This window comes from Marivita sp. (assembly GCF_020055635.1).
In the GTDB taxonomy this organism is placed as follows: domain Bacteria; phylum Pseudomonadota; class Alphaproteobacteria; order Rhodobacterales; family Rhodobacteraceae; genus Marivita.
The window spans coordinates 1-24,723 of sequence record NZ_JAIPUT010000046.1 but is presented as its reverse complement, the minus strand read 5'-3'; the positions used below and the strand labels follow the sequence as shown (position 1 = coordinate 24,723).

Genomic DNA, 24,723 nt, shown 5'->3' with positions numbered 1-24,723 from the left:
TCAGAGCTTCTCCAGCGCGCGGTCGAGCCAGCCCAGGAACCCCTGCGGGCTGTCGGCGACCGGTTCAAGGAACGGGGCAAGGATATCGACCTCGCCTGCGGGGGCGGTATCCTGTTTGGGGCGCGGCGGCAGATACTTGTTCACCGGCCTGGTGCCCTGTTCGGGCATCAGGTCCATGCCGCCCCGCTCGGCCACCAGCCGGCTCACATCGCTGTCCGGGTCGCCCAGGTCGCCGAAATGCCTCGCATTGGACGGGCAGGTGCGCACGCAGGCGGGCTGCCGGTCTTGCTCGGGCAGGTTCTTGTTGTAGATCCGGTCCACGCACAGGGTGCATTTCTTCATCACGCCGGCCACCGCGTCCATTTCCCGCGCGCCATAGGGGCAGGCCCAGGCGCACAGGCCGCAGCCGATGCACGAGGTCTCGTTGACCAGGACGATCCCGTCATCCTGCCGCTTGTAGCTGGCCCCCGTGGGGCAGACGGTGACACAGGGCGCATCCTCGCAATGCAGGCAGGACTTGGGGAAATGCACCAGCTGCGCGGGGCCGCTTTCGGGGGTGATCTCGTAGCTGTGAACGCGGTTCAGGAAGGTGCCGACCGGGTCCGCGCCATAGGGGTCCTGATCCGACAGCGGCGCACCGTAATTTTCCGTGTTCCAGCCCTTGCAGCTGATCACGCAGGCATGACAGCCCACACAGGTATCAAGATCGATGACAAGGCCAAGCTTGCGGTCGGTCGTCTTGGGCAGCGCGGTCATGCGGCGGGCTCCGTCACGGATGTGGCAAAGGCGTGCAGGTCGCTCTCGAACCGGTCCGGGTCTTCCACGAAGGGGGCATGACCGATGCCGTCATAGGGCAGGTATCGCCCCCGTTGCATCAGGTCGGCGGCGATCTCGCCGGTGCGCGGCGTGACCACCGTATCGGCCGTGCCGTGTATCACCAGACCCGGGCAGGTCATGGCCCCATAGGCGGGTTTGAGATCGACGTTCGCGGCGAACAGCGCGCGCCGGACATGGGCGGGGCACAGCATGTTGGCACCAACATACGCGGCGAAGTCCTGCCGGGACAAAGGTTTGGTCGTGCAGGCCTCGACGAACCGCGCCGTGGCGGCCAGACGGCGGGTGGTGTCCTCGGTATACAGGTCGCGGTCGAGCCCGGGACTGGTCGTGCCGACCATCCAGTCCTCGCGCGCCGATCCGATCGCAAGGATGCCGCCGGTCAGAACGACACCCGCGATATCGTCATTCCCATGGGTGGCCAGGTAGGCCGCGATCACCCGGCTCCCGTAGGACCAGCCGACCAGGACCGGCCGGATCAATCCCAGGTCTTCGATCACCGCGTGCACGTCATCGCCCCAAAGGGCGGTGTCGGTATAGGCGGCCTCGTCCTCGGGCTTGTCCGACGCGCCATGTCCGCGCAGGTCGATGGCCACAAGATGATGGCGATCGGCCAGAAGATCCATCAGGTCGATCCAGCAGCCATGGTATTGTGCCCACCCATGGATCAGCACGATCGGCGGCAGGGCCGGATCGCCCGCTGTCAGGTACGCAAGCCGGGTGCCGTCGCGGCTGGTGACGAATCCCGCGCTCATCGCCCCACCTTCCACGCCAGTGACCCGGGGCCCTTGCCGACCGGCGATGTCAGCGGCGGAAACTCCGGTTGCGCCTCGGTGGGCGCCTCCACCTTTTCGATCCGCACCCGCAGGTCGAACCATGCCGCCTGCCCGGTGATCGGGTCCGAGTTCGACCAGCGCAGCCCGTCGCCCCTGGGCGGCATGAGTTCATGTATGAGATGGTTGAGCAAGAACCCCTTGGTGGCCTCGGGCGCATCCTCGTCCAGCGCCCAGGCGCCCTTGCGCTTGCCGATGGCATTCCATGTCCAGACCGTGTGTTCGTTCAGCGCCGCCATATGCGCCACCGGCACCGTGATCGCCCCGTGGGCCGAGGTCACGCGCGCCCAATCACCTTCGGCAAAGCCGTTCGCCTCCCAGATCCCGGTCGGCACGAACAAGGGGTTGTGGCCGTGGATCTGGCGCAGCCATGCGTTTTGCGTGCCCCATGAATGATACATCGCCATGGGCCGTTGCGTCAGCGCGTGAACCGGAAAGGTTTCGGTATCCACGGCGTCATCTTCGAACGGCGGATACCAGATCGGCAGCGGATCCATGGTGGTCTGGACCCGCGCGCGCAGATGCTCGGGCGGCTGGCGGTCGCCATGGCCTTCGGCGGCGCGCTGGAACCGGCGCATGGGTTCCACATAGAGGTTGAACAGGTAGGGCTGCGGGCTGTCGAACAGGCCAAGGTTCACGGCCCAATCCTGATAGGCCATGTTCCACGGTTTGTAGAACTGCGCCTCTTGCGGGATGTGGCTGACGCAGAACCCGCCGTTGTCCACGTAGCGTTCCAGTTGCTCGGGATGCGGCGATCCCCGCCCGATATCCGAGCCGTCGCCCCGGAACCCCATCAACGGTCCGATCCCCGGCTTGCGTTCGTGGTTGACGATGTAGTCGGCGTAATCGGCGTATTTCTGGCTGCCATCCGCGTTCACGAAACCGGGCAGGTTCAGCCGCGCCCCCAGGTCGCACAGCACCGACTGGAACCCGCGCACATCGCGGTCGGGTTCGACCACCGGCCAGCGGATCGCGTCGGCGGCGGCCTCGGCCTCGCAGATCGGGCGATCCAGCAAGCTGATGCAATCATGGCGTTCCAGATAGGTCGTGTCCGGCAAGATCAGGTCGGCATAGGCCACCATTTCCGAGCTGTAGGCATCGGAATAGATGATGCGCGGGATGACATATTCGCCGCTGTCGTCGGTGTCGGTCAGCATCTCGATGACGCCGCGCGTGTTCATCGACGAATTCCACGCCATGTTGGCCATGTACATGAACAGCGTGTCGATCTTGTAGGGATCGCCCGCATAAGCGTTCGAAATGACCATGTGCATCAGGCCATGCGCGCTCATGGGGTTTTCCCAGGTGAACGCCTTGTCGATACGCGCGGGCGTGCCGTCTTCCTTCAGGCAGAGGTCGTCGGGGCCGTGCACAAAGCCCAGATGCGGGCCATCCAGCGGTTTGCCCGGTGTCACCTTGCAATGCGGTTTCGGATGCGCAGTCGCTGGTTTGGGATAAGGCGGTTTGAACCGAAACCCGCCAGGAGTTTCGACGGACCCGAGCAGGATTTGCAGCACGTGCAGCGCGCGGCAGGTCTGGAAGCCGTTGGAATGAGCGCTGATCCCGCGCATGGCGTGGAAACTGACGGGGCGGCCGATCATGGTGTCGTGCGTTTCGCCCCGGAAATCGGTCCAGGGCTGGTCGATCTCGATGGCCTGATCGAAAGCCACATGCGCAATCTCGGCCGCGATGCGCTTGATCTTGGCAGCAGACACGCCACAGGTGTCCGCCACCGCGTCAGGCGCATATTTCGGATCGAGATAGCGTTCCGCCAGAAGATGCATCACCGGGCGATGCGTGATCCCCGCATGACGATAAGTCGCCGCCAGATCAGGCTTCACGCCTGGCTGGTCGAACGGGGTCAGCTTGCCGGTCACGCGGTCCATGACCAGCGGCTTGCCGTTGTCATCCTTGAGGAACAGGCCATGTTCGGGCGATTTCGGATCGCCGTTCACCAGCACGGGCGCGTTGGTGTAGCGGGCCAGATAATCGAGGTCGATCTTGCCCGCCTTCAGCAACTCGTGGACCAGCGCGAGGATGAACAGACCATCCGTGCCCGGCGTGATGCCGACCCAGTCATCGGCAATCGCGTTATACCCGGTGCGGATCGGGTTGACGCCGATCACCTTGGCGCCCCGCGCCTTGATCTTGCCAAGTCCCATCTTGATCGGGTTGCTGTCGTGGTCTTCGGCCACGCCGAACAGCATGAACAGCTTGGTATGGTCCCAGTCGGGCTGGCCGAATTCCCAGAACGCACCGCCCATCGTGTAGATGCCGGCTGCTGCCATGTTGACGGAACAGAACCCGCCATGCGCGGCATAGTTGGGCGTGCCGAAATTCTGTGCCCAGAAGCTGGTAAAGGATTGCGACTGGTCGCGCCCGGTGAAGAAAGCCAGCTTTTCGGGGGCGGTGTCGCGCAGTGGCTTCAACCAACCCGTCGCGATCTCCAGCGCCTCGTCCCAGCTGATCTCTTCGAATTCGCCAGACCCGCGCGGACCGACACGCTTTAGCGGCGCGCGCAGACGGGATGGCGCGTTGTGCTGCATGATCCCGGCACTGCCCTTGGCGCAGAGCACTCCCTTATTCACCGGATGGTCGCGATTGCCCTCGATATAGGCGACCTTGCCCGCTTTCATGTGCACGTTGATGCCGCAGCGACAGGCGCACATGTAGCAGGTTGTCTTGCGCACCTCGTCCGACACGTCAGGCGACAGGTTCAACTCTGGTTGGACATGACTCATGGGTTTCCTCCCTCTGCAGCCTGGGTTGTCTCCCCGGTCATAATTCGGCGACACTCTTCATGTTTCTCGGGAAATGGTAAAGGCGCAATGCATCCACGGTGACGCGGCGCGACTGTCTCTTGATCCGGACACGTAACGCAAGCCTGGCAGGTGACGCAAGACAGGAGACGGAAATGACTGTTCTGGACACCGCACGCGACGTCGCGCGTGCAGCAAATGCGACGGTGGTTTTTCCGGAATGGACAGACCCCCGCGTGGCCGAAGCGACCCGGCGGCTTGATGCGGAGGGGTTGTGCACAGCGATTCCGGTGGTCGACGAGGTCAATGACGCGCTTGTCTCAGCGATGCTGGACGTACGCGGCACCAAAGAGGCGCTGGTGCGCCGCCTGTTGCACAAACCCCTGTACCGCGCCGCGGCGATGGTGCGCGCGGGGATGGCGGACGCCATGGTCGCAGGGGCCAACAGCCCGACCCGCCGGGTGATCGAGGCCGCCAGCATCGGAATCGGCCTTGCGGACGGCGACAGCATCCCGTCCTCGTATTTCCTGATGCAGTTCCCGGACGGGCGGGCCTTCATCTTCGCGGATTGCGCAGTCAACGTGGCTCCGGATGCTGTCGCCCTGGAAGCCATTGCACGGGCCTCCGAACAAACCGGACAGGCCCTGCTGGGCAAGACGCGGGTGGCGCTGCTGTCTTTCTCGACCGGGACCAGTGGCGCGGGTGACAGCGTGGACAACGTTCGAAAGGTGGCCGAGGCGACCGGCTTCACCGGCCCGATCCAGGCCGATGCTGCGCTGAATGCCGGTATCGCCGCGAAGAAGGGTCTGGACGCGGGCGACGCCAACGTTCTGGTGTTCCCGTCGCTCGACGCGGGCAACATCGCGTACAAGCTCTGCCAGGAACTGGGCGGCGCACAGGCGATCGGGCCGTTCCTGCAAGGCTTTCGCCATCCGGTCTGCGACCTCAGTCGTGGCGCCACGGTCGACGACATCATTGCTGCCACGCTTGTCACCGTCATGCTTGCCACCCGGCCTGCCCCCTAGCCCGCCGACAGGAGCCGCACTGCATCCAAGGCGATTTCGCGCTCTTCATCGGCGGGGACGATCCACACGGCAACCGCAGAGCCCTCCGCGTGCAACCGGGTCGCATTGCGATCGTTGCGCTCCGGATCGACCCGGACTCCCACCCAGGCCAGCGCGTGCAGGATGCGCGCCCGGATCTCGCTGGCATTTTCGCCGATACCGCCCGTGAAGGCGATGGCGTCCACACCCTCGAGCGCCGCCATCAGCGACCCGGCATGACGGAGCGTCCAGTAGCAGAAATGGTCCACGGCAAAGGCGCTTTTCTCGGACGGGTCTAGCATCAGCTTGCGCATGTCCGACTTTCCGCCAGACAAGCCCAGCAGCCCGCTTTCGTGGTTGAGGATGGCCTTTGTCCGCTCCACCCCGTTCTCTTCGACCAGGCGCAAAACGGCATTGGCGTCGATTCCGCCAGAGCGCGTGCCCATGGTGAGACCGTCCAGCGGCGAATATCCCATGGTCGTGGCAATCGATTGGCCATTGCGGATCGCGCAGAGAGACGCGCCGTTGCCAAGATGAAACGCCAGAAGTCGCGATGGCAGGTCGGTGCCAGAAACCTGGGGAAGTCGTCGAACCAAAGACGCATAGCTCAAGCCATGGAAGCCGTAGCGACGAATGCCCTGCGTCTCGACCATCTTCGGAATGGCATAGCGTGTGGCGACCTCGGGGTTGGCCGCGTGAAACGACGTGTCGAAACTCGCGAATTGCGGCACGTCCGGAGCGATCCGGGCAAAGGTCCGCATCGGTGCCAGGTTGTGCGGATTGTGCAGCGGCGCAAGCGGCGTGCACTTTGCGATTTCCCGCTGCACCGCATCGGTGACGCGCATCGGCCCGGTCAGACGGTCGCCGCCATGCACGACCCGGTGCGCAACGGCGCGCAGGCGTTCGGGTGTCACATCTTGGGCCGCCAAAGCGCCGAGTATGGCGTCCAGCGCGTCGGCGTGATCGGCAAACCGAGCCTCGGTCGTTTGGTCCCCCACCCGCAGCCGCGAGGCGCCGCCGATGGATTCGGCGATGCCCCCGACGGTCTCGTGCAGCTTCTGGTCGAACAATGCGAACTTGATCGAAGACGACCCCGCATTGAGGACCAGGATCGGTCCTGTCTGAGCGGGGCGCGCCATGTCAGGCAATTTTTTGCGGACGCATGTCAGCAGGGTCGATCCCGGCCACGGCGACCGGGGTCTTCATCGCGTCGCGGCGGAACGGTTCACCCAGTTCCTGGTTGATCATCGCCTCGATCAACGTGGTCTTGCCGTGTTCCATCTGGTCCTTGATCGCCGTGTTCAACGCGTCGCGCAGGTCGTCCATCGTGCGCGCGACAACCCCCTTGAGACCACAGGCCTTGGCGATCGCGGCATAGCTGACGCCTTCGTCCAGTTCGGTGCCGACGAAATTGTCATCGTACCACAGCGTCGAGTTGCGCTTTTCCGCGCCCCATTGGTAGTTGCGGAACACGATCTGGGTGATCGCGGGCCATTCAGGCCGGCCGATCGCCGTCAGTTCGGTCACGGCAATCCCGAAGGCCCCGTCACCTGCAAAACCGACCACCGGCACGTCAGGACAGCCGATCTTTGCACCAACGATCGAGGGCAGGCCGTAACCACAGGGGCCGAACAACCCCGGAGCAAGGTATTTGCGGCCCTCCTCGAAGGTCGGATAGGCGTTGCCGATGGCGCAATTGTTGCCGATGTCGGAGGAGATGATCGCGTCTTTCGGCAGCGCCGACTGGATCGCGCGCCACGCCATGCGCGGACTCATCCAATCCGGCTTGGCTGCACGCGCACGCTCGTTCCAGGTCGTGCCGGGATCGTCGTCTTCGTGGTCCATGCTGGACAGTTGTTGCGCCCACGTGGATTTGGTCTTGGCGATAAGCGCTTTTCGATCCTCACGGCCCTCGTCGCCGGCGCCGGCAGACAGACGCGCCAGAATACCCTCGGCCACCTGCTTGGCATCGCCAACGATACCGACGCTGACCTTTTTGGTCAGGCCGATGCGGTCGGGGTTGATGTCGACCTGAATGATCCTGGCGTCTTTGGGCCAGTAGTCGATACCGTAGCCGGGCAATGTCGAGAACGGGTTGAGGCGCGTGCCAAGGCACAACACCACGTCTGCGCCCGAGATCAGCTCCATCGCGGCCTTGGAACCGTTATAGCCCAGGGGACCTGCAAAAAGCGGATGCGACCCCGGGAAAGCATCGTTGTGCTGATATCCCACACAGACTGGCGCGGTCAGCCGTTCGGCCAGTTGCATCGATGCTGGGATCGCGCCCGCCAGAACGACACCTGCACCGTTCAGAATGACAGGGTTCCTGGCATCCGACAGCAATTCCGCCGCCTTCCGGATCGCGCTGTCGCCACCCGAGGGGCGTTCGAATTCGACCACTTCGGGCAGGTCGATGTCGATCACCTGGGTCCAGAAATCGCGCGGCATGTTGATCTGGGCCGGGGCCGACGCACGTTTGGCGTTCAGGATCACACGATTGAGAACCTCGGCCACGCGGGATGCATCGCGAACCTCTTCCTGATAGGCGACCATGTCCTCGAACAGTTTCATCTGCTCGACTTCCTGAAACCCGCCCTGCCCGATCGTCTTGTTCGCCGCCTGCGGTGTGACCAGCAGAAGCGGCGTGTGGTTCCAGTAGGCGGTTTTCACAGCGGTGACGAAGTTGGTGATGCCGGGGCCGTTCTGCGCAATCATCATGCTCATCTTGCCTGACGCACGGGTGTAGCCATCCGCCATCATCCCACCTGATCCTTCGTGGGCACAATCCCAGAAGGTGATACCCGCCTTGGGGAAGATATCGGAGATCGGCATGAAAGCCGACCCGATAATCCCGAAAGCATGTTCGATCCCATGCATCTGGAGGACTTTGACAAAGGCTTCTTCGGTGGTCATTTTCATGGCAACTCTCCCAAACACGGACGCAGGCCTCGGGGCCAGCGCGTTCAGCCGGAACACTATCTGCGTCCGGGTCCAGTCGATAGGGCCACTTCGGATCGCGGGTTATAGCCAAAATGATGCAAGGCGCGCAAAGGACTCTTCGATAGAGAACCATGCATTTGCTGCAATCGCGTGCCAATTGTGCCGAATTTCGATTGCAGTATGCTTGCCACGAGTGAATTTCATTCGCGCTGTCACGGCACAGGGCTACAAGGAAAACACCCGCGCTCGCGTGCGGAGAGAACACAGGACTTTGAATGCCAAATGCATTGGCAACATTGGCACTGGCTGTCTGGCCATTGGTCACGGTGTTTCTTTTTCTGAAACTGCCGCCGGGTCGGGCCGTGATCGCAACGTTGCTGGCAGGATATCTTTTTCTGCCGGAACCGCCGGCGGGTTTCGACCTTCCTTTGATTCCGCCGCTTACCAAACACACCATCCCGGCGCTGAGCGCCCTGGTGATGTGGCTCTGGCTTTACCCGCTGAATACCAACCTGCTGCCCAGAACCGGCCTCGCAGTCGCGCTGCTGCTGCTTTTCGTGTTCTCGCCCGTCGCGACGACGCTTCTGAACATGGACCCGATCCATTGGGGCGAATTCTACATCCAGGGGATGACGCTCAAGGATTCCCTTGGGTTCGTGATCCAGCAAATGCTTTTGGTGATCCCGTTCCTGCTGGCGCGACGGTTCCTCTACCGGGCCGAGGATCAGCGCGATCTGCTTTATGCCTTCATGATCGGGGGGCTGGTCTATTCGCCGCTGATGCTGGTCGAGGTCGCCTTGTCACCGCAGCTCAACATGTGGATCTACGGCTATTATCAACATGATTTCATCCAGACGATCCGTTTCGGAGGCTTCCGTCCGATGGTGTTCGTCTACCACGGCATCTGGGCCGCGTTCTACCTCCTGATGGCGCTCCTGTCGGCCTATGCCTTGTGGCGCACGAAGCAGGCGAAATCGAATTGGAAGCTCTTGCTGGTCGCCCTGTACCTCACCGGTGTGCTTGTCCTTTCAAAGTCGCTTGGTGCCTGGATCTTCGCTGCCGTGCTGATCCCCATCTTCCTGGTCTGCGGCGCGCGCTGGCAGATGCGGCTGGCAGTTCTCATTGCAGGGTTCGCCATCGCCTATCCGGCCTTGAAGGGCCTGACAGTGGTTCCGGAAGACAGGATCCTGTCCTTTGCGGAAAGCATCGATCCTGAACGCGCCGCGTCCCTGGGCTTTCGGTTCGGCAACGAATACCAGTTGCTGGAACGGGCAAAGGAACGACCGTTGTTCGGTTGGGGCAACTATGATCGCAACCAGATCCTGGACACCACGACCGGCGAAGTCGAAACCGTCACGGACGGGCGCTGGGTCATACTGATCGGGCAGCTTGGCTGGCTGGGCTTTCTGGCCGAATTCGGGTTGCTTGTCCTGCCGGTCTTCCTGCTCTGGCGCGAAACGCGGTATCGAAACCCGCGGGACTATTCACCGCTGATCGTGCCGCTGTCGCTGATGCTGGCGATCAATGTCTTCGACATGCTGCCCAACGCGACGCTGACTCCCCTGACCTGGTTGATGGCGGGGGCGCTGACCGGTTACGCCGAGTCCCTGCGCACCAGCCGCAACGCTTACCAGTCCGAGCACCGCCTCCAGTGGCGCCCGGTTCTTTGAGGCCGGACATGACAACACATCCTCTCGAGAGGCCACGCGTTCTGGCCATTGCGGAAGCCGCCAATCCGGAATGGGTCAGCGTGCCGCTGGTCGGCTGGTCCATGGCGCAGGCGCTGCGGGAGGTGGCGGATGTTCATCTTGTCACGCAGATCCGCAACAAGGACGCCATCCTGCGGGCCGGATTGATCGAAGGGCGCGATTTCACGGTGATCGATTCAGAGGCCGTGGCCCGTCCGCTCTGGGCCGTGGCCGAAAAGCTGCGCATGGGCGAAGGCAAGGGGTGGACCACCCTTCAGGCGATCAACGCGCTGATCTATCCTTGGTTCGAACACCTGGTCTGGAAGGAATTCGGGCCAGCGATCAAGGCCGGAAAGTTTGACCTTGTGCACCGCGTCACGCCCCTCAGCCCGACAATTGCGTCACCGATCGCCGGGAAGGTGGCCAAGGCGGGCGTACCGTTTGTCCTGGGTCCATTGAATGGCGGCGTTCCCTGGCCTCGGCATTTCGATGCGGAACGGCGCGAGGAGAAAGAGTGGCTCAGCTATCTCAGAAGCGTCTACAAGCATCTGCCGGGGCGGACCAGCACCTTGAAACATGCGTCCGCGATCCTTGTAGGCTCAAGGCATACCCAAAGCGAGGTTCCGGCAGCCTATCAGCCCAAGACGGTCTATATTCCCGAAAATGGAATTGATCCGGCACGGTTCAACAAGACCGCGCAGCCCGAGAGCCCGGTTCTGAAAGCCTGCTTCGTGGGCCGACTGGTGCCCTACAAGGGGGCCGACATGCTGATCTCGTCCGCGGCCGAGTTATTGCGGGCGGGACGGATGACCCTCGATATCATCGGGGACGGTCCCATGCTGGCGCAGCTTGTCGCCCAGACGAAAGCCCTGGAGTGCGAGGCAGGAGTGACGTTTCACAAGTGGATTCCGCACGCCGAGGTGCAATCCATCCTGGGCCGGTCCCACGTGCTCAGCTTCCCTTCGATCCGCGAATTCGGTGGCGGTGTCGTTCTCGAGGCCATGGCGCTTGGGGTGGTTCCGGTGATCGTGGACTATGCCGGCCCGGGCGAACTGGTGACCGCGGAGACCGGCTTCAAGATCCCGTGCGGCAGCCGCGGCGAGATCATAGCGGGGTTCCAAGAGACCCTGTCTCGGCTCGCGGAACGCCCCGAACAGCTTGCGCCCATGGCTCGAGCCGCGAAAACCCGGATCGAGACGCATTTCCTGTGGTCCCGCAAGGCCGAGCAGGTTCGGCAGGTCTACGATTGGGCATGTGCGAAAAAGCAATCCGCGAAACCTGACGTTTTCAAGGCGGAAATGTGGCAATCACAAAAAGAGTCGGCCTGAAGCAGCATAACAGAGTGTTTCCGTATTGATTGTTGCCATGGCGCGATCCGGACCTGTAGGACCGTGCTACGGTGTGGGGCCGCAAAATAGAAATGTGTGCGTGTGCAAGCCCGACTGCCCGTCAGACTGACAGATCTCCTGCAACTCAAAGACACGGAATCCGCCCGTTCCGAAATGCGGCAATTCCTGTTTGCGGTGGCATGTCTGGCCTTTGCGCTGGCAGCTCTGGGCACCGGGAACCTTGGCACGAACGCCTTTGCTGCTGATATCGTGCTGGTTTTCTGTGGCTCGTGGTGCGCCAACCAGCTGATCCGCGGTCAGGACATCTTCAGGCAGCAGGTCATCTGTGTCCTTCAGGCTTACTTCATCGGCATCTTGTGCTGTGCGGCCCTGCTGTTTATGGTGGGCTGGCTGGTATTCCTTCCAAGCGAGTTCGCCGGTCTTGGCCATGCGCTTCTTCTTGCGGCCACGTTTTCGACCAACCTGGGTCTGCTGTTCTTTCCCGTCGACAGCGGATTGCGGATGGACGGGCTTTTCGATCATCTCTGGCTCCCCGCATTGATCGGACAATGCAGCGCGATCCTGGCAGTGCTGTACTGGCGATTGAACAGGAATCCGGCACAGCTTCTGACCGTACTGGGGGCCATCGCCGTGGCCTCGTTGATGCTGTCGTTGGTGATGAACCCGGATATCGGCCTGCTGCCGCTTGGTGGATTATGGGCGTTTCTGTGCGGGGCCATCCCCTTCATCGCGACAAATCGTTTTCCGATCCTGAAACACGCATTCGCCATCGGGGTGATAAACCTCCTGGCAGGTATCCTTGCCATCACGGCGACGGGTGACACGCTGTTCGCCCGCGCCATCGTGGCGCTTGGCATTGCGTTTCTCTACCTCGGCAGCCGCCCGCGCAACGTCGATCCCGGCAAGACCGCGCTGCGTCGCCGCTGGTTCGGCATGACGCTGCACACGTTTCTCTGGGCGGTCCCCCTGACCCAACTGGCCGGCGCACTCAGCATCCATGGACCAGATCATTCGGATTTCCTTGTCCTGATCATCCCTTGCCTGCTGTTCGCGATTTTTTCCTGGGTGCTCTGGCAACATGTCGAACAGCGCGCCGGGCTGGACCAGTTCGTGATCAGTGGCGTTCTGGCGAGTATCCTCTTCGTCAACGGGTTGATCAGCCTGACGTCACACGGGCTTCAGCTGCGGTTTCCCGAAAGTGCCCACGCCTATATCCACGCCGTTGAAACGCGCGGCACCGCGCTGACCTGCCCGATCGAGACCGACGGCCCGTTGGCCGGTCTCGAAGTGTGTCATGTCGGCCCGCCCGGAGCTCCGCAAGCGCTCGTCTGGGGCGATCACCAGCTGGAGTCGATGCGCGCCGGGTTTGCCGAGGCCGCGCGCCGGGCCATGGTGCCGACGCTTTTGATCAGCCAGGAAAACTGCATCCCGGCCGACGGCTTGCAAACACGCTTTTCCGAGAGGGTCGGCCTGTCTGGACGGGAGTGTGACCAGCATTCCGACCAGGTTCTACAAGCTGTTCCGCACCTGCCCAGCCTGCGCCAGGTCACGATTGTTGCCGATTGGCTCTATTATACCGAAGCCCGGTCTGCCGAATTGCTGCCGCGTCCGGCGGTTCGCCTTGGCCCATCCGACGGCACCCCGATCGACATCACCCGGCAGGCAGAATACGTGGCGACCGCTGTTGAACAGTCGATCGCGTCGCTGGTCGAGCAGGGATTGCGTGTGTCGGTTCTGCGGCAGGTTCCGGCACAGCCCGGTTTCGATGCCGAGGTCGCCGCGCGGGCCAGCGCACCGGGAAGCGGGCTCTATTACAGAATGCCCGCGCTTTCGGAGGCAACCTCCCTCGAGGCCGCGACCGACCTTCATGCCGACATTGACGCGGTCTTCCATCGTCTGGCTGCCCGCGGACTGGCGACATATCTCGACACTTGGCCCGTCTTCTGTTCCGCCACACGCTGCGATGCGCGCGGCGGGTTGTCGAGCGATTACATCACGTCGACGCGGCTGACGACGAGCGGGTCCTTGTCGCTCAGCCCGATCCTCGAGGACGACCTCAGACGCAGCTTGACCCACGCCCCGATGCGGCGCCCGCTGGACAGCTGATCACGCCGCGACGGGCGCCATCAGCTCCTTCCAGCGGTGGCACGACACCTCATGCCCCGTCCCATCGGACTCCAGTTGCGGTTCGACCTGCTTGCAATGGTCGATGGCAAAGGGGCAGCGCGTGTGAAACTTGCAGCCCGAAGGTTGGTTGGTCGGCGACGGGATTTCGCCCGTCAGCTTTTGCGCTGTGCCACGATCGTCCGGATCGAGCGACGGGATCGCGGAAAAAAGCGCCTTGGTATAGGGATGACGCGGCGCAGCGAACAACTTGCGGGTCGGTGCCGTTTCGACAAGCCGGCCCAGATACATCACCGCAAGATGGTCACAGGTATGTGCCACCACGGACAGATCATGGCTGATGAACATGAAGGTCAGCCCCATCTCCGACTGGATCTGCTTGAGCAGGTTCAGCACATCCGCCTGGATCGACACGTCAAGAGCGGCCACGCTTTCATCCGCAACGATGAACTTGGGCGCCGAAACCAAAGCGCGGGCAATCGAGATGCGCTGGCGCTGACCACCTGAAAAGGCGTGCGGAAAACGGCGCAGATGTTCCAGGTTCAACCGGCATTTCGCCGCGATCTCGCGCACGCGGGCGTCGGTTTCCTGCCGGTTCCTTGTCAGTCCCATGACCTCGAGCGGTTCGGCGATGATGTCCCGCACCGTCATCCGTGGGCTAAGCGCGGCATAGGGATCCTGAAAGATCAGTTGCGCACGCTTGCGGTAATCCTTGAGTTGGTCCCTTGTGATGTTTTCGAGGTCATAATCCACCTCGCCATCGGAGTAATGCGCACCCCCTGCGGTGATCGGTGCCGCCTTGAGCAGTGCGCGTCCCAGCGTTGTCTTGCCCGACCCGCTTTCCCCGACAAGACCGAAGAACGACCCCTTTTCGATGTCGAGGGACACATTGTCGACGGCCTTGAGGATCTGTTTGCTGAACAGCCCGCCGCCGATGGGAAAGCCGACGGACAGACCTTTCGCACGGATCAGAACGTCGCTCATGCGGGCACCTTTTCGTAGATATGGCAGGCCACCTTGTGGCTTGCGTCGATGTCCCGCTCACGCGGTTCGACCGTCTTGCAAACGTCACCAACCATCTGGCTGCATCGGGTGTGAAAAACGCAACCCGATGGCCGTTCCAGCGGCGACGGAATGTCCCCCGGCACGGGAGTCAGCGGTGAATCCAGATCGTCGAGTTTCGGCAGCGCCGCCAGAAGCCCCTGGGTATAGGGGTGTTTCGAGTTTCGGATCACGTCGCGTACCGGTCCTTCCTCGATCATCCGGCCCAGATACATCACATTCACCTTGTCGGCGGTCTGTGCCACCACACCAAGGTCATGTGTGATGAAGACGATCCCCATGTGAAACTCTTCCACGAGGTCCTTCATCAGGTCGATCACCTGCGCCTGAATGGTCACGTCAAGCGCGGTCGTCGGCTCATCCGCGATCAGCAGTTTCGGCTGCGTCGACAGCGCCATCGCGATCATTGCGCGTTGGCGCATCCCGCCGGAGAGTTCGAATGCGTATTGGTCAAAACGTTTCGCAGCATCCGAAATCCCGACCCGATCGAGCATCTCGATCGACCAGCGTTTCGCCTGTTCCTTTGTGTAATCGCCATGCAGCAAAAGCTGTTCGACCATCTGCTTGCCGATGCTGATCGCAGGCGCAAAGCTGGCCATCGGTTCCTGAAAGATCATCGACACCGCACCGCCGCGCACGATGTTCAGTTCCCGCGGCGTCCTGAGCGACAGAACATCGACCGGCCCATTTTCGGTATGCAGGGTGATCTTGCTTTCCGGGGTATAGACCGCGTTCTTTGCGTTCAGGTGCATCAGCGCCTTGGCCGTCACGGACTTGCCCGACCCGGATTCACCGACCAGCCCCATCACCTCTCCGGTCCCAAGCGAAAAGCTCACATTGTCGACAGCGGTGATCAGCCCTTCGTCGGTGCGAAACTTGAGCGTCAGGTTTTCAACGTCGATCAGCGCGGTCATTTGTTGTTGTCCGAATAGGGGTCTGCCGCGTCGCGCAAGCCGTCTCCGACAAACACGAACGCCATCACCAGTGCGATGAAAAAGATCACCGGGATGAAGTACCATTGATAATTGAGAAGCACGTCGGCGCTGGTCACGTTCTGAAGCATCACGCCAAGGCTGTTCACCGGGTCCTTGAGGCCAAGGCCAATGAAGGAAAGCGCGGTTTCCGACAGCACCATGTAGGGAAACGAGATCACCAGATCGACGATGATGTAACTGGTGAAGCTGGGCAGCAGATGGCGCCGGATCACGTGGCCCGAGGACGCACCGCAAAGCTGAGCCGCCAATACGTATTCCTGATTGCGTTCGGTCAGCAGGTGCGTCCGTACACGCCTCGCCAGCGTGGGCCAGCCGATGAGGCCAAGGATCAGGGATATGTAGAAGAACCGTTCCTCGGCCGATAGCTCGGGTGGCATGAAGGCCGCCACCGCCATGAAGAGCGGAATGGCGGGCACCGTTCGGACCGCATCGGTGATCATTTGCAGGACGGAGTCGATCCAGCCGCCGTAATAGCCGGACACCCCTCCGATCACGAGCGCGAGGACAAAGGCGATCAACACGCCGATGGTACCCACCTGTAACGAGGTCCAGATGGCATGGAAGGTGCGGGAAAAGATGTCCTTGCCGCTGGCATCGGTGCCGAAGACGTGGATGAACCCTTCCTGCGTGCCGAACAGATGCGTGTCCATCGGGATGAAGCCGAACAGCTTGTACTCCCAGCCTTCGACGAAGAAATGCACGTAGTTGCGTTCGTCCTCGTTGATCGTCGTCACCCAGCGGAAATTCGTCGCCATCGACCGTTCCCGTTCCACCGCGTGAACGAAGGGCCGAAGCGAACAGCCATTGGTATCACAGAACATCGGAATTTGTGGCGCGCCGTTGGTGTAGTCATCGTTCTTGCCGGCAATCGTCGGATTGTAGGGTGACAGGAACGGCGCGAAAATTCCGGACAGGACAAGGAACAGCAAAACGCTGGCCGCGATCATGGCAGAGCGTTGTTTCTTGAACCGCGCCCAGATCAGCTGCCCCTGCGAGGCGGTGAAATACGCCTCTTTCGACCGGCGCTCGACGGCGGCGTCGGTTTCCACGACCTGCACATGCGGGCCGGTGGTTTCGGCCATGTTCGGCTTGAGGGGATCGGGTGTCGTCGTCATGGCGTCACCTCACGATGCTCTTGCGGACGCGCGGATCAAGAGCCGCAAGCATGACGTCCGTCAGGAAATTCAGCGTCACGATGGACGCGGTCAGAAGGAAGATGATCGCACCGGCAAGCTGCTGGTCATTCGACCGGGCCAGCGCCTCGATCAGAAGCGACCCCGCTTCGGTCAGCGTCAGGATCAGCGCCACGATCGGCAATTCGTTGAAGATGCGGTTGAGATCGAAGCCAAGGCTGTTGACGATCGGCCCCAGCGCGTGCCGCGCCGGGTAATTCCACAAGAGTTTGCGCCCGTGCACCCCCCGCGCCGATGCGGCCGTGACATAAAGCTTGCCGATCTCGTCGGACATCAGCGCGCGCACGGTTTGCAGCGCAAAGGCGGTGGCCGACCAGCCAAGGATGAAGATGGGCAGCCAGGCATTGCTGAGCAGGTCCACGACCCGCCCCCAACTCCAGTCCGCATCGCGGTATTCGGCCGAGAAGAGCCCCGTCAGCGTGTCTCCGAAATAGACCGTCGAGAACAGCATGATCATCAGCGCCAGCAGGAAGTTCGGCAGCGCCAGACCAAGATAGCTGAACAGGCGAAGCGAATTGTTGAGAACCGCGTTGTCCGATGCGGCGGCGATGATGCCGACCGGCAGGGCAATCGCGTAGGCCAGCGCGAGCGACGCAAGGCACAGCCCCAACGAGATCCAGAACTTGTCGCCCAGAAGCTGGGCGATGTTCACACGCAGGATGCAGCTGTCCCCGAATTCACCCTGGAAGGCGTTCACGATCCATTTGCCCCAGCGTTCGAGGAATGGCCGGTCAAGCCCGAGCCGGATGCGCTCGTTCTCGATATCGGCGGCTGAAATTCCCGAGCCCTGGGTGTTCTTGAACGCGAGATACCGTTCGGCACAATCGCCCGGCACCAGCTCCATGAGCGAGAACACGACCAGCGACACGATGATCAGCGTGATCATCGCCAGCACTGCACGTGTCATCACGAAGCGCGCAAAATTCAACATGAAGCTTGCCCCTGGGTTGCGTCTGCGCCTCCGGTTGATCCGGTGTGCCTTTCAGACAGCTTTCATTCTTGAGAAACGCCACGGGCGGCAGAACCGCCCGTGGCAAGGTCAATGACCCTTATTCGTCCAGCCACCACTGCGTCGCGCGGTAGGGGTAGGTCCGGTAATATTCATAGGACCATGTCCGGAACTCGGTAAAGTTCTTGAGGTTGTTGCTGGCATAGATCGGTTCGGGCGCTTTCACCGTGCCGATCATCACCATGTTGCCGACGAAATTCTCGACAAGACCGGCACCCAGCGCGTCGGATTCCGGCGTGCCGGGAACGGCCGACTGGAACGCGTCGATATCGGCGGCCAGCTTCTTGGCCCATTCCGGCGGCTCCACGCCTGACGCGCCATCTGTATCCAGCCATTCCGCCCAGAGCATCCCGGTACGGTGTTCGAAATAGGTCCCGAACGGCGGACGGAAGAAGCTGTTCAGGCCCAGGTGGATCGCCAGCGGTGCCCCGTATTGCCACAGGCCCACATCGAGGTTGTTGGCCGATTGGGCAGACCGGTATTCATCCGGGGTCACTTCCTTGACCTGCGTCTGCACACCGACATCGGCCCAGTTCTGACCGACAAGTTCAACCACCGCCCCGGCGATGCCCTGGGTCGAGAACTGCATGTTCAGCGTGACCTTGTCGCCGTTCGGCAGCTCACGGAACCCGTCGCCATCGACATCGACCATACCGATCTCGTCAAGCAGCGCCTTTGACGTGTCGGGATCGAACTCGGCCTTGTAGGTTTCCCAGCTGGGATCAACGAAACTGGGCGCCGGGTTGAACGGTGCGATCTGACTGGGTGTGCCCTGACCGAAATAGGCGATCTCGTTCAATTCGTCCCGGTTGATGGCCAGAGACATCGCTTCGCGGAACCGGATGTCATTGTAGACCGCGCGCTTGGCTTCGTCTTCGATGGTGAAGTTGAAGCTGAAGGCGGGCATGCCGACTGTCGGCTTGAGCTGGATCGCGTAGTTGCCCTTTTCCTGGTTTTCCAGCAGCAACGGCACGGACTCGAGACGCACGGATTGCGATTTGTAATCCACTTCGCCGTTCACCAGCTTGAGGATGCGCACTTCGTTGTCGTTGATGTAAAGCTCGTCCTGCGTCGAGATATACGGAAGCTGCTGACCGGTGGTGTCGACCTGGTGGAAATAGGGGTTGGCCACCAGTTTCCGACCCTCGGTGGTGTCGGTGATGTAGATATGCGATTCCAGCGTCGGCATCGTGGCCTTGGGCAAGCCGTCGACGATATCCGAGCGCGACAGCATCGGCGTCGGCGTATCTGTCCAGTCCGAGTTGCCGTAATAGGCGAGGATGGCATCATAGCCATTCTCGAAGCCCAGGGACTGCGCATAGCTGTCGGCATCCGGGTTGATGTCCGGATGGAACTGACCAAGAAAATGCTTCGGCTGGAAGCCCGGCGCATAGGTGGTCGCGAAATGCGTCAGAAGACCCGGCTTGGGCCCCGGCAGGTTGAAGATCACCGTCACGTCATCCGGTGTCTCGACCGTCATCGTTTCGCCGCCGACCGTGACATAGTCGCGGGGCTGTTCGTAGATGTTCGTGTCCAGCATTAGGTTGTCGTGCCAGAACGCCACGTCGGCGCTGGTGAACGGCTCTCCGTCGGACCACTTGTGTCCTTCGCGCAGGGTGAAGGTCAGCTGTGTGTAATCGTCATTCCATTCCCAGGACTTCGCGATGTTCGGAACGATCGTCTGAAGGTCGTCGGAATAGCGCACCAGGTTCACGTGGCGCACGGACAAAAAGTCCGAAGTGCCCGCTTCGGTCGCGTTGGACAGGGCGTTCAATTCACCGCCATACTGACCGATGCTGTCATACGGCACCATCACAAGCGGTTCCGCCGGAAGACGCTCTGACAGCGGCGGCAGCTCGGGGTTTCCCTTGATCTGCGCGTTCAGCGCGTCGATCTCGGGGTTCGCCTTGAACTCCATGGAGCAACCGGCTGCCTCTTGAAAGGCACTCAGTTCATATTGCTGGGGGTATTCACCGGGGTCGATACCCTGCATGTCGGCCATCGTGATTGCCGGGCAATTGGCATAGGCCGCTGCCGGAAGCGCAATCAAGGCCACGCCTGAAAGTAGGATCCGTTTCATTGTCTCTCCTGTTGGTTCCAAGTGGTGACGGGGGCTGTTCCCCCTTCTTGTCCCGGTCCGTTTTCACAGCCGGTCATTTCGGATGTCCGGACTCACGCGCGGACACTCTGGCAGACAGTGTCGCGCCACGGACTGAACTCCGGCGTGTTGTCTCCTTTGTATCCCCAGCCGGTGCGTGAACAGCCGGGCCTTGTATCCCTGCCAATCGTGACAGATCCATGACAGTGCTTCGGGTCACGAGGCCACCTTAACGCCATCCTCGGTAATCAGTGTCTTCGAAAATGTGCCATCCGAATTAACCATTCGATGGCAAAGCAATTCGTGCATCAAATCAAGCATTGTCTGCACATGTGCCGGTTTTTTTGTCAGATTCCGCGTTTCGGTGCCGTCCGATACATCCATAAGGATAGGCGGCAACCCTCCGGCAAACTGCACATAGCGCAGCGATTCTTTGCGCAGAACGGAAAGATTCGCCGCGTCGGACGTCAGGCCATGCGCGCTCTGCCAGGCGGTCGGAACCAGCGGATTCCCGAAGTCCAGTTCGGACACCGTGATCTGTTTCCAGTCCTTTGGGGTCCTGCCTTCGAGAAACGGCTTGAGGCTTCGCCCATCCATGGAATGCGGTGCATCCAGCCCAAGACAGTCAAGGATCGTCGGCGTGACATCCGTCGACTCCGTCGGTGCTGTGACGACGGCACCGCGCGCAGGGCTTTGCGGGTTGCGAATGATCAGCGGCACATGGAAGGCCGCATCGTGGAAGGTCATCTTGCCCCAAAGACCGTAATCGCCCAGCATTTCGCCATGATCGGCGGTCAGCACGATCAGAGTGTTGTCATATTGCCCGCTTTCCCTGAGCCACGAGATTAGCCGGCCGATGTGATGATCCACCTCGGTCGCGAGGCCGAAATACAGCTTGCGGATCATCCGCGTGGTCTCATCCGAGGCGGCCAGATCCGGAAAGCCGACGACCGTAGACGCAACCGACGCCTTGTTCCGCGCCGTGGTCACAAAGGGATGCCAGTCCGGGTCGTCAGCGGTCTTGGCCGACGGCATGTCCTTGGCGTCATACATCGCGTGATATGGCGCGGGTGCCACGAAAGGCGGGTGCGGGCGGATATAGGTCAGCAGGGCAAACCAGCCCGGCTCCCGCGCATCGAGATCGGCGATGGTCCGGTCGGTCAGAAACGCGGTATCGCTGTGCTCGGCAGCATAAAGCGCGGGCGCATCGGGGGTGTCGCCGGCAGGACGATAAAGCTCGGGATAAGGTGGCACGTCATAGCCATTGGCGCGCAGGTTTTCTTCCCACGCCCGAGAATCCCCCTCCAGCCGCATCCGCAGCACCTCGGAGAAACCGGGCATGACTTCCTCGTAGGAAAACAGCCGCGGATCATCGGGCGGCAGGAAACGCGGATCCTGCGCCGTGTCGGTATAGCCAAACAGCAGCGGGTCAAGGCCATCGTCCCGCAGCACAGATGCCAGGTTCGGAGTATCGCGCTTGAGAGGTGTGCCATTGCGGGTCGCGCCATGGTTCGACGTGTATTGCGCCGTCAGCAGCGACACGCGCGACGGACCGCAGGGCGACGCGACCGAATAATGATTTTCAAACGACACCGCATCACGCGCCAATGCCCGGATATTCGGGAGATCAAGATGGGCGCCCAATGCCCCGAACACGCAGTCCGCGCGCAACTGGTCGATCACGATGAAAAGTGTATTCAGCTTGGTCTTGGTCACGGCATTTCCCAGGATTGGTCTGATCATGCCAAGCGGTATTCATATGTAAAGAGAGGTCATTTATATAGTTCGATAGGTAAAACCTATATATCTGGCTCCGCCAGAGATCGTTGAACCGCTTTCAGAAAGCCCCGGATCAACGGAACGTCCCGCCGCGCCGACAAGGTCACCAGGGATTCCCACATCCCGATATCGACATCCGCAAACGGTATCGCCTGTAGCCGCCGATCATGACCGAACTCGGCTTCGCTGATAAAGCCGATCCCCGCGCCTGACGCCACCACTTCGCGCATCGCTTCACGGCCTTCGACCTCAATCGCCGGCACTAGGTCAAGATCAAGCCGCGCCGCTTCTTCCTCGACCTGCGCACGTGTCCGGGATCCCTGCTCGCGGTAGACCAACGGATGGTTGCCGAGATCACGAAACCGCAGTTGGCCCGTGCCCTCCGGGAAATATCCCTTGGCGACCAAACCAAGGATCGGAGTCCGCCCCAGATCGACCGAGTCGAGATCGGCCGCCGAAATGGAATTTCCGACGACCCCGATCTCGGCTTCGTAATTGCGCAGGCGCCGCAGCAGGTCTTCCGTGTTCCCGGTGCGGATGGTGACAAACACGTCCGGACTGGATTCCCGAAAGCGCCGCACGGCTTCGGTGACGTGCATCGCAGAGTCGGCCATGATCCGCAGATGCCCCGAAAGGGCCTTTCGGTTTTCATCGAAAAGCGCGGCGATCCGTTCTTCGACTTCGAACATCTCGCTTGTCAGCCGGAACAATGCTTCTCCGGCGGCTGTCATCTGCACCTGCCGAGCTTCGCGTGAAAACAAGAGCACGTCATGGCGCTGTTCAAGCTGGCGCACCTGATCCGATACGGAGGGTTGCGAAATATTGAGCGCCCGCGCCGCGCGGGAGAACCCCCCGTGCAAGGCGACGTTATGGAACGCACGCAACTGGCTGTACCGCATCGACCGCTCCGTATTAAGGTTCCATAAGCCTAGCCTATAATTCGATAGAGAACAAAGATTTTACATATGGGGCTTTGCGGCGCATATGACTGGCGATGCCGACCAACGGAGCCGCGCCATGCCTGTCCCGCCTCTGCCCGATCCCAGACTTGGGGAGCCGTATCTTCTGACGCCCGGCCCGCTGACCACATCCTATGCCGTAAAGCAGGAGATGTTGAAGGATTGGGGCAGCTGGGATGACGATTTCCGCACCATGACCAAGACCATGCGGAGCCGCTTGCTGGCCCTGATCGGTGACGGTGCGCCGGACTACGACTGCGTTCCGATCCAGGGCTCGGGCAGCTATTGCGTCGAGGCGATGCTGGGCAGCTTCGTGCCCCGCGACGGCAAGGTGCTTATCCTGTCGAACGGCGCCTACGGCCTGCGTGCGGCGCAAACGCTGGATTACCTCGGGCGATCCTGTCACCTGCTCGACAAGGGCGACTACCTTCCACCGCGCGGGGACGAGGTTGCTGCCGTCCTCGCCGATGATCCTGCCATCACCCATGTGCTGGCGATCCATTGCGAGACCTCCAGCGGTATCCTGAACCCGGTCGAGGAAATCGCGCAGGCGACGCAGGCCGCCGGGCGCAAGCTGCTGATCGACAGCATGTCCGCCTTTGGTGCCCTGCCTCTGGACCCCGTCAAACTCAACTGCGCCGCCTTCGTGTCCTCGGCCAACAAATGTATCGAGGGTGTCCCCGGCTTCGGCTTTGTCATCGCCCGCAAGGACGAGATCATGGCGTCCAAGGGCAACTCGCACTCGCTGTCGCTGGACGTACACGCCCAATGGGCCACGATGGAAAAGACCGGCCAATGGCGCTTTACGCCGCCCACCCATGTGGTCGCCGCCTTCCTCAAGGCGCTGGACCTGCACGAAGCTGAAGGCGGTGTGCCCGCACGTGGCGCGCGCTACACCCGCAACCGCGACGTGATCGTGCAGGGCATGCGCGATCTGGGGTTCGAGACATTGCTGGCCGACCGCTGGCTCAGTCCGATCATCGTGACCTTCTTCTGCCCCGCCGATCCGAACTTCAGCTTTCAGGCCTTCTATGAGGCCATGAAGAAACGTGGTTTCATCATCTATCCCGGCAAGCTGACCGTGGTGGACAGCTTCCGCATCGGGGTGATCGGGCAGATGGATGAACACGTGATGCGCCGCGTGGTGGATGCCGCCCGCGACGCCCTGAAAGACATGAAGGTCAGCAGCGCGGCCCCGCCTGCCGCCGCTTTGGAAGAACGCAAGAAACTCGCCGCCTGAAGGAAGAGATATGCCGATTGAGAACCCCGTGGTCGCAAATGACCGCACCTACCCCGCGCCCAAAACCTGCGCGATCGCGATCTGTCTGGATGGCTGCGAACCCGAATATCTTGAGGTCGCCATCGCCGAAGGGCTGATGCCGACGCTCAAGCGCATTCGCGAAACCGGCACAGACCGACTGGCCCATTCGGTGATCCCGTCCTTCACCAACCCCAACAACATGAGCATCGCCACGGGCCGCCCGCCATCGGTGCACGGCATCTGCGGCAACTTCCTGTGTGAACCGGAAACCGGCGAAGAGGTGATGATGAACGACGTGCGCTTCCTCCGTGCGCCCACCGTATTCTCCAAGTTCTACGACGCTGGCGCACGGGTCGCCGTTGTCACTGCCAAAGACAAGCTGCGCGCGTTACTGGGCGCGGGTCTGAAGTTCGACGAAGACCGCGCAATTGCGTTTTCCTCCGAGCGATCCGGCGACACGACCAAAGCCGAACACGGCATCGAGAAGGCCAGCGACTGGCTCGGTATGCCGGTGCCCGAGGTCTATTCCGCCGAGCTGTCGGAATTTGTCTTCGCTGCTGGTGTAAAGCTGCTGAAAGAGTGGAAACCGGACCTGATGTACCTGTCCACCACCGATTACATCCAGCACAAGTTCGCCCCCGATGAGCAGGGCGCCAAGGATTTCTACGCCATGTTCGATCGCTATCTGGCCGAGCTGGATGCGATGGGCGCGGCCATCGTGGTGACGGCCGATCACGGGATGAAACCCAAGCATGACGCCAAGGGCGATCCCGCCGTGATCTATGTGCAGGACCTGA

18 protein-coding genes are annotated in these 24,723 nt (G+C 61.6%); 6 read left to right on the top strand and 12 right to left on the bottom strand.

Annotated elements, in window-relative coordinates:
- From LCF60_RS17925 to LCF60_RS17915, 3 genes are read right to left on the bottom strand one after another with little or no spacing between them, the layout of a single operon-like run.
- Complete coding sequence (locus tag LCF60_RS17925) at positions 1–756, bottom strand: 4Fe-4S dicluster domain-containing protein (RefSeq protein WP_292293654.1); 756 nt, start codon at positions 754–756, stop codon at positions 1–3.
- On the bottom strand, positions 753–1,589 hold the full coding sequence (locus LCF60_RS17920) for an alpha/beta hydrolase (protein ID WP_292293653.1): 837 nt from the start codon (positions 1,587–1,589) through the stop codon (positions 753–755). Before LCF60_RS17920 ends, LCF60_RS17925 begins: the two co-directional genes overlap by 4 nt.
- Positions 1,586–4,408, bottom strand: coding sequence for a molybdopterin oxidoreductase family protein (locus tag LCF60_RS17915; RefSeq protein ID WP_292293651.1), 2,823 nt, complete (start codon positions 4,406–4,408; stop codon positions 1,586–1,588). The genes LCF60_RS17920 and LCF60_RS17915 overlap by 4 nt, the downstream gene beginning before the upstream one ends.
- A gap of 173 nt (positions 4,409–4,581) precedes the next feature.
- Here LCF60_RS17915 and LCF60_RS17910 point away from each other — a divergent pair, with 173 nt between their 5' ends.
- On the top strand, positions 4,582–5,451 hold the full coding sequence (locus tag LCF60_RS17910; protein WP_292293648.1) for a phosphate acyltransferase: 870 nt from the start codon (positions 4,582–4,584) through the stop codon (positions 5,449–5,451).
- On the opposite strand, the gene LCF60_RS17905 is transcribed toward LCF60_RS17910, so the two are convergent.
- Together LCF60_RS17905 and xsc are read right to left on the bottom strand one after the other, a co-directional pair.
- Positions 5,448–6,608 carry an acetate/propionate family kinase gene (locus tag LCF60_RS17905; RefSeq protein WP_292293647.1) on the bottom strand — a complete coding sequence of 387 codons (1,161 nt, stop codon included), beginning with the start codon at positions 6,606–6,608 and terminating at the stop codon, positions 5,448–5,450. The genes LCF60_RS17910 and LCF60_RS17905 overlap by 4 nt on opposite strands.
- Position 6,609: 1 nt before the next feature.
- On the bottom strand, positions 6,610–8,388 hold the full coding sequence (xsc, locus tag LCF60_RS17900; RefSeq protein ID WP_292293646.1) for a sulfoacetaldehyde acetyltransferase: 1,779 nt from the start codon (positions 8,386–8,388) through the stop codon (positions 6,610–6,612).
- A 296-nt stretch (positions 8,389–8,684) separates the two neighbouring features.
- Here xsc and LCF60_RS17895 point away from each other — a divergent pair, with 296 nt between their 5' ends.
- The 3 genes from LCF60_RS17895 to LCF60_RS17885 all read left to right on the top strand — a co-directional run bounded on the left by LCF60_RS17895 (position 8,685) and on the right by LCF60_RS17885 (position 13,552).
- A complete protein-coding gene (locus tag LCF60_RS17895) occupies positions 8,685–10,079 on the top strand; it encodes a hypothetical protein (RefSeq protein WP_292293645.1) in 1,395 nt (464 codons plus the stop codon).
- Positions 10,080–10,087: 8 nt separating this feature from the next.
- Entirely contained in the window at positions 10,088–11,425 is a 1,338-nt protein-coding gene (locus LCF60_RS17890) for a glycosyltransferase family 4 protein (protein WP_292293644.1), read from the top strand.
- Positions 11,426–11,599: 174 nt separating this feature from the next.
- Complete coding sequence (locus LCF60_RS17885) at positions 11,600–13,552, top strand: SGNH hydrolase domain-containing protein (RefSeq protein WP_292293642.1); 1,953 nt, start codon at positions 11,600–11,602, stop codon at positions 13,550–13,552.
- Here LCF60_RS17885 and LCF60_RS17880 read toward each other — a convergent pair whose 3' ends face one another.
- The 7 genes from LCF60_RS17880 to LCF60_RS17850 all read right to left on the bottom strand — a co-directional run bounded on the left by LCF60_RS17880 (position 13,553) and on the right by LCF60_RS17850 (position 22,605).
- Entirely contained in the window at positions 13,553–14,554 is a 1,002-nt protein-coding gene (locus tag LCF60_RS17880) for an oligopeptide/dipeptide ABC transporter ATP-binding protein (protein WP_292293640.1), read from the bottom strand.
- Positions 14,551–15,546: an ABC transporter ATP-binding protein gene (locus tag LCF60_RS17875; RefSeq protein WP_292293639.1), complete on the bottom strand. Its 996-nt coding sequence runs from the start codon at positions 15,544–15,546 to the stop codon at positions 14,551–14,553. Before LCF60_RS17875 ends, LCF60_RS17880 begins: the two co-directional genes overlap by 4 nt.
- A complete protein-coding gene (locus tag LCF60_RS17870) occupies positions 15,543–16,709 on the bottom strand; it encodes an ABC transporter permease (RefSeq protein WP_292293671.1) in 1,167 nt (388 codons plus the stop codon). The genes LCF60_RS17875 and LCF60_RS17870 overlap by 4 nt, the downstream gene beginning before the upstream one ends.
- Positions 16,710–16,746: 37 nt before the next feature.
- Entirely contained in the window at positions 16,747–17,751 is a 1,005-nt protein-coding gene (locus tag LCF60_RS17865; protein ID WP_292293638.1) for an ABC transporter permease, read from the bottom strand.
- Positions 17,752–17,869: 118 nt separating this feature from the next.
- Complete coding sequence (locus tag LCF60_RS17860; RefSeq protein ID WP_292293636.1) at positions 17,870–19,909, bottom strand: ABC transporter substrate-binding protein; 2,040 nt, start codon at positions 19,907–19,909, stop codon at positions 17,870–17,872.
- Between the two features lie 234 nt (positions 19,910–20,143).
- The gene (locus tag LCF60_RS17855; protein WP_292293634.1) at positions 20,144–21,670 is read right to left on the bottom strand and encodes a sulfatase-like hydrolase/transferase; all 1,527 of its coding nucleotides are present in this window, start codon (positions 21,668–21,670) and stop codon (positions 20,144–20,146) included.
- Positions 21,671–21,726: 56 nt separating this feature from the next.
- Positions 21,727–22,605 (bottom strand): LysR substrate-binding domain-containing protein, encoded by an 879-nt coding sequence (locus tag LCF60_RS17850; RefSeq protein ID WP_292293632.1) that lies wholly within the window; start codon positions 22,603–22,605, stop codon positions 21,727–21,729.
- Between the two features lie 118 nt (positions 22,606–22,723).
- Between LCF60_RS17850 and LCF60_RS17845 the strand changes: the two genes are divergently transcribed.
- Together LCF60_RS17845 and LCF60_RS17840 are read left to right on the top strand one after the other, a co-directional pair.
- The gene (locus LCF60_RS17845; RefSeq protein WP_292293631.1) at positions 22,724–23,905 is read left to right on the top strand and encodes a 2-aminoethylphosphonate--pyruvate transaminase; all 1,182 of its coding nucleotides are present in this window, start codon (positions 22,724–22,726) and stop codon (positions 23,903–23,905) included.
- A gap of 10 nt (positions 23,906–23,915) precedes the next feature.
- Positions 23,916–24,723, top strand: an 808-nt coding sequence (locus LCF60_RS17840) for an alkaline phosphatase family protein (RefSeq protein WP_292293629.1), incomplete at its 3' end; no start/stop codon positions are given.

Coding starts and splice junctions, on each gene's coding strand:
- LCF60_RS17925 (WP_292293654.1), bottom strand. CDS start 756: ATGACCGCGCTGCCCAAGACGACCGACCGCAAGCTTGGCCTTGTCATC.
- LCF60_RS17920 (WP_292293653.1), bottom strand. CDS start 1,589: ATGAGCGCGGGATTCGTCACCAGCCGCGACGGCACCCGGCTTGCGTAC.
- LCF60_RS17915 (WP_292293651.1), bottom strand. CDS start 4,408: ATGAGTCATGTCCAACCAGAGTTGAACCTGTCGCCTGACGTGTCGGAC.
- LCF60_RS17910 (WP_292293648.1), top strand. CDS start 4,582: ATGACTGTTCTGGACACCGCACGCGACGTCGCGCGTGCAGCAAATGCG.
- LCF60_RS17905 (WP_292293647.1), bottom strand. CDS start 6,608: ATGGCGCGCCCCGCTCAGACAGGACCGATCCTGGTCCTCAATGCGGGG.
- xsc (WP_292293646.1), bottom strand. CDS start 8,388: ATGAAAATGACCACCGAAGAAGCCTTTGTCAAAGTCCTCCAGATGCAT.
- LCF60_RS17895 (WP_292293645.1), top strand. CDS start 8,685: ATGCCAAATGCATTGGCAACATTGGCACTGGCTGTCTGGCCATTGGTC.
- LCF60_RS17890 (WP_292293644.1), top strand. CDS start 10,088: ATGACAACACATCCTCTCGAGAGGCCACGCGTTCTGGCCATTGCGGAA.
- LCF60_RS17885 (WP_292293642.1), top strand. CDS start 11,600: ATGCGGCAATTCCTGTTTGCGGTGGCATGTCTGGCCTTTGCGCTGGCA.
- LCF60_RS17880 (WP_292293640.1), bottom strand. CDS start 14,554: ATGAGCGACGTTCTGATCCGTGCGAAAGGTCTGTCCGTCGGCTTTCCC.
- LCF60_RS17875 (WP_292293639.1), bottom strand. CDS start 15,546: ATGACCGCGCTGATCGACGTTGAAAACCTGACGCTCAAGTTTCGCACC.
- LCF60_RS17870 (WP_292293671.1), bottom strand. CDS start 16,709: ATGGCCGAAACCACCGGCCCGCATGTGCAGGTCGTGGAAACCGACGCC.
- LCF60_RS17865 (WP_292293638.1), bottom strand. CDS start 17,751: ATGTTGAATTTTGCGCGCTTCGTGATGACACGTGCAGTGCTGGCGATG.
- LCF60_RS17860 (WP_292293636.1), bottom strand. CDS start 19,909: ATGAAACGGATCCTACTTTCAGGCGTGGCCTTGATTGCGCTTCCGGCA.
- LCF60_RS17855 (WP_292293634.1), bottom strand. CDS start 21,670: ATGATCAGACCAATCCTGGGAAATGCCGTGACCAAGACCAAGCTGAAT.
- LCF60_RS17850 (WP_292293632.1), bottom strand. CDS start 22,605: ATGCGGTACAGCCAGTTGCGTGCGTTCCATAACGTCGCCTTGCACGGG.
- LCF60_RS17845 (WP_292293631.1), top strand. CDS start 22,724: ATGCCTGTCCCGCCTCTGCCCGATCCCAGACTTGGGGAGCCGTATCTT.